The organism is Propionicimonas sp. (assembly GCF_047606205.1).
Lineage (GTDB): Bacteria > Actinomycetota > Actinomycetes > Propionibacteriales > Propionibacteriaceae > Propionicimonas.
The window spans coordinates 1-12,973 of record NZ_JASGES010000004.1 but is presented as its reverse complement, the minus strand read 5'-3'; the positions used below and the strand labels follow the sequence as shown (position 1 = coordinate 12,973).

The window sequence follows — 12,973 nt, the reverse complement described above, 5'->3', positions numbered from 1 at the left end:
CGCCCACCTTCTGGAACCAGGTGATCCGGGTGGGCGGCCAGGTCGTCCGCACGATGTGGGGGACGGCCAGGAAGTAGCCGGACCGATGGGGGACGGTTCTTTTCCCGTTCGCCGAACCGTCCCCTTTCCCGTTCGTCGAACCGTCCCCTTTCCCGTTCGTCGAACCGTCCCCTTTCCCGTTCGTCGAACCGTCCCCTTTGCCGTTCGCGGGACCGTCCCCTTTGCCGTTCGCGGAACCGTCCCCCGACGGGCAAACGGGGACAGACCCGCGAAGGGGAATGGGGACAGACCAGCGAACGGGAAAAGAACCGTCCCCTCCTGCCGGGGGTCGGCGGAGGCGAGCGCCGGTGGGGCCGTCCTCGGGTGGGCGTCGGCCCGGTGGTGGCGAGCCCGGGGGAAGGTCGCCGCGGCGGCGCGCGGGCTCGCGGTGCGCGGGCTCAGGAGAGCTCGGGAAGGGGGACGGACGGGTCGGCGAGCGCAGCGGTCGCGACCACGGCACGGCGGCGGATCAGGTCCTGGACGGCGTCCATCGTGTCCCAGGTGTTGACGTGCATGCCGGCGAGCAGGCGGACGCCGGAGCCCTCCGGCACCACCCAGAACGCCATGAACTCGCCGTTCCTGGGGTCGCCGCGGACGACGAGTTCGGCCCCCGCGTCCGGCGGGACATAGCCCGCGTACTCCAGGCCGGCGTCGTACTGGTCGGAGAAGAAGAACGGCACCGGGTCGTAGATCACGTCGGCCCCGGCCATCGAGCGGCCCGCCGCCAGACCGCCGTCCAGCGCGTTCGCCCAGTGCTCGACCCGCAGCCTGCGTCCGAACAGTGTGCTGTCCCAGCGCGCGACATCGCCGGCCGCCCACAGCCCGTCCACGCTCGTGCGGAGCCTGGCGTCGGTGAGGACGCCGTCCTCCACCTGCGCACCGGCGGACGCGGCCAGTTCCGTCCGCGGACGGATGCCGACCCCGACCACCACGACGTCGGCGGGGATGGTCACGTCGCCCTCGGTCACCACACCGTTCACCCGGCCGTCACCCGTGAACGCCACCACGCCCGTCCCGAGTCGCAACTGCACCCCGTGCGCCTCGTGCAGCTGGGCGAACCACGCGCCCAGCGTCGGGCCGACCACACCCTCCAGCGGAGCCGCCTGCGGCTCGATCAGCGTCACGCGGCAGTCGTGCGCACGGGCGGCCGCCGCCACTTCCAGGCCGATCCAGCCGCCGCCGACGACCACGACGTCGCCGCCCTCCCTGAGCCGCGAGAGCAGGGCCAGCGACTCGTCGATCGTGCGCAGGTAGTGGATGCCCGGCAGGTCGGCACCGGGCACGCCCAGCCGGCGCACCTGCGAGCCGGTGGCGACCAGCGCTCGGTCCCACGGCAGCAGTCCGCCACCATGCAGCGTGGCCGTCCGCCCGACCGGGTCGATGGACGCGACCGGGTCGCCGAGGACGAGGCCGACCCCCTGGTCGGCGTACCAGCTCGCGGGATGCGGGAACACCGATTCGATCTCGGCCTTCTCGCCAAGGACGTCCTTCGACAGCGGGGGACGCTCGTAGGGCAGGTGCGCCTCCTCGGTGACCAGCCGGATGTCGCTGTCCCGGTCGTGCTCGCGGATGCCCTCGACGGCCTTCGCGGCGGCCAGCCCGCCGCCGATGATCAGGTATCGCACACTGCCCCCTTACCCAGGCGGAACCGTTTTCCCGCGCGTGGGACGGTCCTGCGACCAGCCGCGGAGGAGGTCGTCCAGCGCCCCGGTGAACCAGTCGACGTCGCGGGTGGTGAGCACCATCGGCGGCTTCACCTTGAGCACGTTCTGACGCTCGGAGGTGGCTTGGTCGATGACCCCACGGTACCGCAGCGCCTCGCACAGCAGCGCGGTCTCCCTCGCGGCAGGGGCGAGGGTCTCGGTGTCGGTCACCAGTTCGATGCCCTGGTAGAGGCCGCGGCCGTGGACGGCGCCGATGATCGGGTGCCGCGCGGCCAGCTCGGCCATCCGGTCGCGCAGGTGGGCACCGACGACGCGGGCGTGCGCCATCAGGTCCTCGCGCTCGATCACGTCCAGTACCGCGATCCCCGCCGCGCAGGCGGCAGGTGAACCGGCGGTCGTGGAGAAGAACAGGCCCTCCCTGGCGAGTGCCTCGCTGAGCTCACCGCGGGTGATCACCGCCCCGATCGGGAACCCGTTTCCCATCGCCTTCGCGCAGACGAGCAGGTCCGGCAGGGCCCCCTCCGCCTCGGCGGCCCAGAAGCTGTCCCCGGTGCGTCCGAAGCCGACCTGGACCTCGTCCGCGATCGCCACCCCACCGGCGGCGTGGACGCGCTCGATGAGCCCGGCGAAGTACCCCGCCGGCGGCACCACCCCACCGGCGTTGCCGAGGATGCTCTCCATCACCACGGCGGCGGGCGGGCGGCCGCTCGCCTGCATCCCCGCGATCAGGCGGTCCACATCGGCCAGATAGCCGGCGGCCGCGGCCGCACCGCGGTGGGTGCCGCGATAGGGGTTCGGGGACGCCGCGATGCTGACCCAGCCGGGGCGGCTCCCCGCGGCGTGCGGGTTGTCGTAGGCGGAGGTGGTGATCGCGTCGGAGGCGGCCGACCAACCGTGGTAGCCCTCGCGGTGCGTGATCACCTGGCGGCGTCCGGTGGCAGCCTTCGCGATCCGCAGCGCCAGGTCCATCGCCTCGGTCCCGCTGTTGACCAGCAGCACGCTGTCGTAACCGCCGCCCCAGGTCGTGGCCAGCAGCCGCTCGGAGTAGTCCGCCAGCACCCGGTACAGGAAGCGGGAGTTCGTGTTCAGCCTGGCCAGTGCGCGGTCGACCGCCTCCCGCACGGCAGGGTGCGAGTGGCCGATCGCCGCCACGTTGTTGACGAGGTCGAGGTGGACGCGTCCACCGGCATCGACCAGGTACGCACCCCAGCCGCGCACGATCTGGGGCGGATCGGCGTAGTAGCGCTCGGTGTTGCCGGGCAGGAAACGGTTCCTGCGCGCCTGCTCCGACCGCGCGGCGGCCTCCGGGGTGGACGCCGCCGGCTCGGCGACACCCAGAGCGGTGTTCGTGCCACGCACCAGCGGAGCCCAGCCCGGGGCGACGTCGGCCGTGCAGAAGGCGGGCGCGGCCGCACCGGCGGTGCCGAGCTGTACCTGCGCACGGGCCAGGCCGCCGCTGAGGCCGGCGAGCGCCAGCAGCTGCCCCGGCTCGACGATCGTCCCGGGAACGATCCCCGCGGCGGCACCGGCGCCCAGGATGCGCAGGACTGTGCCGCCGCCCTCGAGGGTTGCGATGAGTCGGCTCTCGCCGGCCTCGGCCACGACCAGCCTCGCGCGGGCCTCGATGCCGAACGGCCTCGCTGCGACCAGCTCGGCGACCAGCGCGAAGGTGGCCAGCAGGGACGGGCGGTCGGACGGCCGGCTACGGGTGAGCCGGTACTCCCCCTGCGGAACTACCACCACGTCCTGGCGACCGGCGAGGGCACCGGCCAGGACGGCGGCCTCCGCCTCGCCGGCCGCCCAGCCACCGCCGTCGAGGGCCGGGGAGTCCGCGGCGAGGCTCAGCACCGGGAACTCCGGCTGCCCCGGAACGGCGAGGAGCCGCCCGCCGTCCGCGCCTGACGCGGTGCGACCGAGGCCGGCCAGGAGGAGGTTCGCCATTACCGGCGCCGGCAACCGTGCCGCCGCTTCGAAGCAGGCCTGTTCTGCGGCCATCCGGGTGCGCGCGTAGTCGTTGGCAGGGTCGACGGCCAGCTGCTGCCATCCCGAGACCACCAGCACCGCGCACCGGAGCTGGACCAGCGGCCACACCGCCCGTAGTTCATCGTCGGACAGCCCGGTTTCGGCGTCGAAGGCCGCGACCATGTCGGCGAGGACGCCGAGATCGTCGAGGTCGTGGTGGAGCATCGAGGACAGCGTCACGGCGAGTTCGCCCACCCGCCAGCTGCGGGTCAGGTCACCGAAGTCGATCACGCCGCGGACCCCGGCGTCCGCCTCGTCGGGCACGACCACGTTGTCGTCGGTGATGTCCCCGTGGATCGGCTGCCGGGGCAACCCGCCGGCGAGCGCCGCGACCTCGGCCCAGGCGCTCTCCGCGACCTCGCTCAGCGACGCCCTGTCCTGGACGGGGACGGCGCCCGCCAGCGCGCGCACCACCTCGATCGCGTGCTGCAGGTTCCACTGCGAGCCGTGTTCGCCGGTCAGCCGCAGCGGGCCGAGCGCCGCGCAGACCCGCCCGGCCACGCCGGCGAGCGAACGGGCGACCGCACGGGAGAGGTGCCCGGCGTCGACGAGCTGCCGCCCGGTGACGAAGCTGAGCAGCACGACCAGGTGCTCGGTGCCGTCGGAAGCGGCCCAGTGCTGGACGAACTCGCCGTCGGTGCCGGGCAGCGGCCGCGGGGCGTCGATCCCCGCGTCGGCGACGGCCGCCATCGCGGCGAGCTGGTCGGCGACCCGGGCACGTCCCGTCGCGGCGTGGAAGACCTTCAACACCCTGGTGCCGGCCGGGGTGTCCACGGCGTAGTTGCGGTCCTGCTGGCTGCCCAGCTCGCGGGGGTCCGCGTCGATGCCGTAGCGCCGCCGCAGCAGCGTCGCGGCCGCGGCGGCGTCCACGGCCGGGCGTCCGGTGCCGTAGCTCCCCGCCAGGCCGCTCACCGTGGGGCGGGCCGGGTCAGGCGTAGTTGCCGGAGTGCAGCACGGCGGCGTACTGGGCGCGCTCGTACACCGAGGTGTCCGGGACGGAGGCCGCGCTCATCGAGCCACGCAACTGGGCGATGCTCTCGTACTCGTGGGCGGTGAGCCACTCCTCGGCCTCGGCCAGCATCAACGTGATCGCCTCGGGGCCGCGACGGAGGATCGCCGACGCCGTGCAGGCCACGTCCGCCCCGACCAGCAGCGCCTTCAGCACCTCCGCCCCGGAGTGGACGCCGGAGGTGCAGGCGAGGCTGGTCTCGGGCAGTTGCCCGCGCAGGATGCCGAGCCACCGCAGCACGATCCGCTGGTCGTCCGGCTCGGAGAGGTCGGCCCTGGCCAGCAGCGCGAGCCGCTCCAGGTCGATGTCGGGGGCGTAGAACCGGTTGAACAGGACCAGCCCGTCCGCTCCGGCGTCGACCGCCTGCGCGCAGAACGTCGACATCGCCGCGTAGTACGGCGACAGTTTCACCGACAGCGGGATGTCGACGGCGATCTTGACCGCCTCGATCGCGGCGAGGTGGCTGAGCTCGAGGTCGGCCGAGGACACGGCCGGGTCGGTGGACATGGTGTAGAGGTTCAGCTCCAGCGCGTCCGCGCCGGCGTCGGCGAGCTCAGCGGCATAACGCTGCCACGACCCGGGCCGGGTCGCGTTGAGGCTGGCGATCACCGGGATCCGCAGTTGCTGCTTGGCCTTGCGCAGCAGGCCGACGAACCGTCCGGCACCGAGGTCGGGCTGGTCCATGTCCGGCAGCGGCGCGCCGCTGAACTCGACGAAGTCGTCGCCGGTGCCGAGCAGGTCGGCCAGCCGGCCCTCCTCGGCCAGCACCTCCTCCTCGAACAGGCTCGGCAGGACGACGGCGGACGCGCCGGCGGCCTCGAGCTCCAGCAGCGAGTCGAGCCTGCCGGTGAGCGGACAGGCCGAGGCGATCACCGGGCCGGACAGCGGCAGCCCGAGGTAGGTGGTGGCCAGCTGGGGCCTCATGGTTCCTCCTTGACCGCCGGCAGTACCCGTTCCACACCGGCCAGTTGCGAGTAATAGTGCCAGCGTTCGTCGGCATCCGCTTGGGCCAGCGCGGCCAATTCCTCTGCGCGGGCGGGATTCGCCCTCGCCAGCATGGCGAACCGGGCCTCTCCGAGCATGAACTCGCGCACCGGCGTGCTCGGCGGACGGCTGTCCAGGTGCAGCGGATGGCCGTCGCCGCCGGGACGGAACCGGTACAGCGGCCAGTACCCGCTGCTCACCGCCTCGGACTGGTGGCTCATCGAGGTGGCCATGTCGATCCCGTGCGCGATACAGGTCGAGTAGGCGATCAGCAGCGACGGGCCCGGCCAGGCCTGCGCCTCGAGCATCGCGCGCACGGTCTGCTGCTGGTTCGCCCCGATCGCCAGTTGGGCGACGTAGACGTTGCCGTAGGCCTGGGCGAGCATCCCGAGGTCCTTCTTGGGTGTCGCCTTGCCCGCGGTGGCGAACTTCGCCGTCGCACCCCTGGGGCTGGCCTTGGACGCCTGGCCGCCGGTGTTGGAGTACACCTCGGTGTCCAGGACGAGGATGTTGACGTTGCGTCCCGAGCTGAGCACGTGGTCGAGCCCGCCGTACCCGATGTCGTAGGCCCATCCGTCGCCGCCGACGATCCACACCGACTTGTCGACCAGCTCGTCGGCCAGCGACAGCAGCCGCTGCGCACGCTGGGTCACGCTCCCCGATGTGCCCTCACCGGACCGAGTTGGGGACGGTTCCTGACTCGGTCCACTCCACGTCTGGACCGAGTCAGGAACCGTCCCCAATTCGGTCCGGACGCGGCTGGCTGAGGCTGTCGAAACCAGCCCGGGGGTCTCGACAGGCTCGACCGGCCGATGGGTTTCGACGGGCTCGACCAACCGAGCTTCGGACGCGTGGGTCGCCAGCACACGCTTGAGCTCGGCGACCCGGTCACGCCGGGCGGCCAGGCCGGCCTCGTCGGCCTGGTCGGCGCCCAGGATCGCGTCGGCCAGCTCGCTGCCGACCTCGGTGCGCAGTTCCTTCAGCAGCCGGATCGCCTCCCCGTGCTGCTGCTCCCACGCGATCCGCATGCCGAGGCCGAACTCGGCATTGTCCTCGAACAGGGAGTTCGACCAGGCCGGGCCACGCCCTCCGGGCCCGGTCGTGTACGGGCTGGTCGGCAGGTTGCCGACGAAGATGGACGAGCAGCCGGTCGCGTTGGCGATGATCATCCGGTCGCCGAACAGCTGGGTGAGCGTCCTGATGTACGGCGTCTCGCCGCAGCCGGAGCAGGCCAGCGAGAACTCGAACAGCGGTTGCAGCTGCGCGACCCCCTTCACCTGGTCGAGCCGGACCTGCGTCCGGTCGGCCTCCGGCAGGCCACCGAAGAAGTCGAAGTTCGCCCGCTCCCGCTCCCGGTGCTCCCGCGCGGGTCGCATGTCCAGCGACTTGTGCTTGAACTCGCTCTTGTCGCGGGCGGGGCAGATGTCCGCACAGATCCCGCAGCCCGTGCAGTCGTCCGGCGCCACCTGGACGATCAGCCGCCGCCCGGGATGGGCCCGGTCCCGGTACTCCTTGTCCCGGAAACCCTCCGGTGCACCGGCCAGGTCGGCGGGGTCGGCGAGCTTGATCCGGATCGCGGCGTGCGGGCAGACGACCGCGCACTTGCCGCAGTCGATGCACAGGGACGGGTCCCACACCGGCAGTTCGGCGGCGATCCCCCGCTTCTCCCACTTCGCCGTCCCGGTGGGCCACGTCCCGTCCACCGGCAGCGCGCTCACCGGCAGCAGGTCGCCCTCTCCGTGCAGCATGGCGCCGGTGACCCGCTTCACGAAGTCGCCCGCGGCGTCGGGGAGCGGCGGCAGCCGGTGGCTGTGGCTGGAGGGACGCAGCCCGGCCGGCAGCGCCTGCAGCGCCCCGATCGCGGCGTCGACGGCGGCGAAGTTCCGCTCGACGACCGTGCGCCCGCGCAGCCCGTAGGTCTTCTCCACCGAGGCCTTGATCGCCGCGACCGCCTCGTCGGCGGGCAGCACGCCGGACAGGTAGAAGAAGCACGGCTGCATCACGGTGTTGATCCGCTTGCCGAGCCCGGCCGCCTTCGCGACCGCCTCGGCGTCGATCACCCAGGTGCGCAGCTGCTTGGCGGCGATCTCCGCCTGCACCTCCACCGGCAGATGCTCCCAGGTGTCCTCGCCGTAGGGGGAGTTGATCAGCAGGGTCGCGCCGGGCCGGGCCACGTCCACGGTCCTCATCGAGGTCAGCAGCCCGAACTGGTGGACGGCCACGAAGTCGGCCGCGCCGACGAGATAGGTGGAGCGGATCGGCGCGGTCCCGAACCGCAGGTGCGACACCGTCACCGCCCCGGACTTGCGCGAGTCGTAGACGAAGTAGCCCTGCGCGTGGGCGCCCGGGCGGGCGCCGATGATCTTCACCGAGTTCTTGGCCGCGCCCACGGTGCCGTCGGAGCCCAGGCCGAAGAAGACGGCCGACACCGCGTCGTCGGGGACGCGGAAGCCGGCGTCCGGGGTCAGCGAGAGGTGCGTGACGTCGTCGGTGATGCCGACGGTGAAGCGGGCTCTGGGACGCGCCGTCGCCAGCTCGTCGAAGACCGCCTTCGCCATCGGCGGCGTGAACTCCTTCGACGACAGGCCGTAGCGGCCGCCGATGACCTTCTCCACACCGCTGCCGGCGGCCGACGCCAGCGCGACCAGGACGTCCGCGTGCAGCGGCTCGGCCGGGGCGCCGACCTCCTTGGTGCGATCGAGCACGGCGATCGAACGGGCTCCTCGCGGCAGGGCGGCGAGGAACGCCGCGGTCGGGAACGGGCGGAACAGCCGGATCGTGACCAGGCCGACCTTCTCCCCGCGCCGGAGGAGCTCGTCGACGGTCTCGGCCAGGCAGCCCGCGGCCGAGCCCATCACCACGACCACGCGCTCGGCGTCGGGAGCGCCGTGGTAGTCGACCAGCGAGTAGCGGCGTCCGGTGCGCCCTGCCAACTCGTCGAAGACCTCGGCGACCACCTCGGGCACCGCGAGGTGGAACGGGTTGGCGGCCTCCGCCGCCTGGAAGTAGGTGTCCGGGTTCTCCGCGACGCCGCGCACCACCGGCGCGTCCGGGGTGAGCCCGCGGGCCCGGTGGGCGAGCACGTCCTCCTCCCGCACCAGCGCCCGCAGGTCGGCCTCCTCCAGCAGGTCGATCGTGTTCACCTCGTGGCTGGTCCGGAAGCCGTCGAAGAAGTGCACGAACGGGACCCGGGTGCGCAGCGTGGCCGCATGGGCGACCAGCGCGAAGTCGTGGGCCTCCTGCACGCTGGAGGCGCACAGCATCGCCCAGCCCGTGGTGCGCGCGGCCATCACGTCGGAGTGGTCGCCGAAGATGCTCAGGGCGTGCGTGGCGACGGTCCGCGCCGCGACGTGGACCACCGCGGGGGTCAGCTCGCCGGCGATCTTGTACATGTTCGGCAGCATCAGCAGCAGGCCCTGCGACGCGGTGAACGTCGCGCCGAGCACGCCTTTCGTTACCGCGCCGTGCAGCGCGCCGGCCGCGCCCGCCTCGGACTGCAGCTCGACCACGTCGGGGACCGAGCCCCACAGGTTCGCCCGGCCCGCCGCCGACCACGCGTCCGCCGCCTCGCCCATCGCGGACGACGGCGTGATCGGGTAGATCGCGAGCACCTCGCTCAGCGCGTGCGCGACCCGGGCCGCCGCCTCGTTGCCGTCGATGGTGGCTCTGGCCGGCCGCTCTGGTTCGGGACTCACCTGCACATTCTCGCCTGTCACAAGGGCTGGCGGCCCACCGTCCCGACGATCCCGGCGCGGTAGGCGGCACTGCTGAACTTGTCGTACTCGGCCTGCGCGGCCTCGATCCGTCGCGGCACGTCCAGGCGCTGGGACGGCTCCTCGTTGCCGGGCGTGGAGACGAACTTCTGCAGCGCCTTCAGGCCGGCCTCGGCGCGGGTGACGGCCGCTGCCTGCTTGGCGTCCAGGCGGGCGGCGTACCAGTCGGAGGCGAGGATCGACTCCCTGCCGAACAGGGCCCGGAACTCCGGGGTGTCCAGCGTCCACCCCTCCGCGGACGTGCCGTGGGCCATGATCTCCAGCAGCGCCCTCAGCGGCGGGATGGCCAGGCTGATCGTGCCGTCGTCGAAGTAGGACTGGGCGACCCGCTGGTGGGTGGCGACGATGACGTCCACCGACTCGGCGAAGACGTCGGGGTCCTGGAGTTCGGGACGCAGCATCTCCGGGGTGAACACCGCGTGCGGGTGCAGGAAGATCCGGCCGAAGTAGGTGCGGGCGAACGCCTGCGTCATCCGGTACCCCAGCCGGCTGGCCAGCACTGTGCGTCCGTGGTGCTCGAAGTCGGGAATCGGCTCCAGCGCACCCTCGGCGATCAGGTTCTCCGCTTTCCGCTCGGTCGGCGTCATCCGGCTGAACACCTCGGGCACGAGCATCGAGATGTCGTGGTCGACCCGCACCTGGGGGCCGACGTAGCCGGCGCAGGACACCCAGCCGTCGTCGCGGGTGAGCGCGAACGACAGCAGCGCGGCGTTGAGGTCGAGCACGGCCGGCATCGCGTTGAACGGGCCCTTGGTCATCGCACCCTCCGAGCCCGCCCCCGTGGTGGAGGGCGACTTGCCGGTCATCGAGGAGATGAACTCGGCGAACAGTTCGGGCAGCTCCATGTAGTGCAGCGGGTTGTACGAGCACAGCGGCGGGACGGGTCCGTCCGGAGGGTTGTTGCGCCGGCCGGCCGCAACCACGTCCACCGGCAGCGGCAGCGGTGCGCCGGCCGGCAGCTTGCGGACGAGGTGGGAGGCCAGGTCGGAGATGGCCGTCGCGACGGCGTTGGTCCGGTCGGGCCGCTTCTGCAGGTACCGCGGGTTCTTGCTCGGCGTGCCGTTCACCAGGCGCGGGTTCGCCGACGAGACGAAGTAGGCAGGGGAGGAGTCGGGGTCGGAGTCGGCGAAGTCGCTGATCAACTTCTGCATGGGCTCGGTGAACTGGCTGAACGCCACCGCGTCGTCGCGCATCGCGACCGCGTCGGCGTGGCTGAGCGGCTCGAAGTTGGACAGGAACGTGCCGGGCTGGGACAGGTCGCGCTCGGTCTGCTTGTCGTAGCCGCGGTGGATCGCGTCGTCCGGTCGCTGGAACAGCAGCTCCTCGCAGTTCTCGACCAGCTTGTAGGAGCGGTCGGTGTCGAGGTCGACCATGCGCCCGCTGATCACGACGGAGGCGGTGATGTCGTCCTCGGTCTGCACCTTCACGGCCGGGTTGAAGTCGTGCCGCAGGCCGAACAGCCGCCAGGACCCGTCGGCCTCGAAGCCGACCCGCAGCATGTTCACCATGATCTTCTCCCCGTCCAGGCGTAGCTGGACGCCGCGGCGGCCGTTGATGATCCCGACGGTGAAGTGGCTGCGCCAGTCCGTGCCCCACTCGGGCCGGTAGAACCGCTTCACCACGTAGACCAGTTCGCTGACGTGTTGCGGGATCGACTCCAGCCAGGCGTTGTACTCCGAGGAGTACTCCGCGCCGGGGGTGAGCAGCTTGATCACACTGCCGATCGAGCGGTTCCCGGCGAGCAGCCGGCGCTGGTCGGTGCCGCGCAGCGCCGGATCGGCGAACCGGTCGGAGAAGTCGCGCTCCAGGATCGCGGCCACCGCGTCCATGTCGGCGTCGAAATCCGGGGTGTAGACGTTGCCGAAGATGAACGCGTCCGTGATCGCCTTGGATATCTCGGACTTGCCCCCGCCCGAGACCGTCGCCGGCTTGTGGCAGGAGGTCGCCATCGCCACGGTGCCGCGCAGGCTCCACTGGGTGCGGTCGGCGGCCTGCTGGAGCATCTCGACCTGGTACCCGTCCGGGGTGAGGTAGGACGTGTCGGCCCGCAGCGCGATCGTGCTCTCGCTGCCGTCGGGGTTCGCCCAGGTGATCGACCGCGTCCGCAGCGAGAAGTGGGAGTCCATCGGCACCAGCACGATGTGGGGCTGCTCGGAGTCCACCGCGTGGCCCTGCGGTTGCAGCCGGAACCGCTGCGGGTCCCGCTCCAGCACCTCCGTCAGGGTGTGCACCTCATCGCTCCGCGCGCTGACCGTGTACTCCTGGCCCAGGTTGTAGGACGGGAACACCAGGGCGCCGCCAGCGTGCTCCTCCTCCGCGTTCCCGAACAGGTTCGCCGAGTAGGAGATCTGGGTCTTGACCTCCTTCTTGCAGTAGCCGAAGTAGTTGTCCGCGATCACGGTCACGATCACGCCACGCGCATCCCGCGCACACGCCTTGAACGCCTGGCCGCCGTTGTAGCACTCCTCCTCGGACTCCCAGCACATGCCGTCGCGCTTCTGCCGCACGGACGCCTCGCTCACGTGCGGCAGGCCCAGGCTCTTCTTGGTGACCTTCGTCAGGTGCGGGGCCAGGATGACCGCGCCGGTGTGGCCGGTCCAGGTCTCGGGGGCGAGGGACGCGTCGTTCTCGGGCAGGTACGGATCGCCGCCGTTGCCGAAGATGCCCTCCACGAAATCCAGGTTCGCCACCAGGCCGCCCGGCACGATGAACCGGGTCTCCATCCGCTTCTCGCGCACCCAGCCGGGCACCTCCGGGGCGACCAGCGGACGCAGCTGGAGCGACACGAAACACGCCGCCGGCTGGGCCTGGTTGGCGGTGTAGGGCAGCACGAGGTCCACCTCCGGCGGCTGGAACGCCAGCTCCAGGAGCTTCGCGAACACCGGCTTCGGCACGGCCAGCTTGTCGTCGGGGATCGGCAGCCCGCCCTCGGCCAGGTGGAACACCCCCGCCGTCGTCCGGCGGTCGTTCGCCGGATTGTGCAGCACCCCGTTCGCCAGCCGGTAGCTGCTCAACAGCGGGGAGGAGAACTCGTCGGCATCCAGCGGAAGCGAGAGCGCCCTGGCCAGGCCCGGCTCGTCCAGCACGAAGGTCCGCCGCGGCAGGTGCGGGGTGATGCCGGTGTCGGCCAGGAAGTCGTCCAGCCAGTCCTGGATGCGCTGGTCGGCCGCGCACAGCCGGTCGGACAGTCGCCGGCTCAGCTCGCGCTGCCGCGCGATGATCGGCGCGACGAGCTTCGCCGTCGCGGAATCCTGGATGTCCTCGGGCATCGGCAGGCCCAGCTGGGCGAGGCGGAAGTAGATGGCAGCGGGTTCGATGGGAGCCATGACCCCATTGTCGTGGCCCGTACGACCGCGCCGGACGGGTCTCGCTTCAGGGACCGCGACGTCGAACGAACGTGCAGCAGTGGCGCGGGCGTCCCGCAGTCCGGCCAGCCGACGGGGCGCGTCGGCCGCGCCGGCCCCGTGGTCCCGACCGGCGGG

The 12,973-nt window shown here is 72.0% G+C and carries 5 protein-coding genes; all 5 read right to left on the bottom strand.

The features are described 5' to 3' along the window. Positions 1–437 precede the first annotated feature (437 nt). From QM633_RS00280 to QM633_RS00260, 5 genes are read right to left on the bottom strand one after another with little or no spacing between them, the layout of a single operon-like run. A complete protein-coding gene (locus QM633_RS00280; protein ID WP_415151718.1) occupies positions 438–1,664 on the bottom strand; it encodes an NAD(P)/FAD-dependent oxidoreductase in 1,227 nt (408 codons plus the stop codon). A gap of 9 nt (positions 1,665–1,673) precedes the next feature. Next, a complete protein-coding gene (locus QM633_RS00275; protein ID WP_415151717.1) occupies positions 1,674–4,637 on the bottom strand; it encodes an aminotransferase class III-fold pyridoxal phosphate-dependent enzyme in 2,964 nt (987 codons plus the stop codon). 16 nt (positions 4,638–4,653) lie between these two features. After that, positions 4,654–5,658: a dihydroorotate dehydrogenase-like protein gene (locus tag QM633_RS00270; RefSeq protein ID WP_415151716.1), complete on the bottom strand. Its 1,005-nt coding sequence runs from the start codon at positions 5,656–5,658 to the stop codon at positions 4,654–4,656. Next, positions 5,655–9,413 carry a pyruvate:ferredoxin (flavodoxin) oxidoreductase gene (nifJ, locus tag QM633_RS00265; RefSeq protein ID WP_415151715.1) on the bottom strand — a complete coding sequence of 1,253 codons (3,759 nt, stop codon included), beginning with the start codon at positions 9,411–9,413 and terminating at the stop codon, positions 5,655–5,657. The genes QM633_RS00270 and nifJ overlap by 4 nt, the downstream gene beginning before the upstream one ends. 17 nt (positions 9,414–9,430) lie before the next feature. Beyond that, positions 9,431–12,817: a hypothetical protein gene (locus QM633_RS00260; protein ID WP_415151714.1), complete on the bottom strand. Its 3,387-nt coding sequence runs from the start codon at positions 12,815–12,817 to the stop codon at positions 9,431–9,433. Positions 12,818–12,973: the final 156 nt, after the last annotated feature.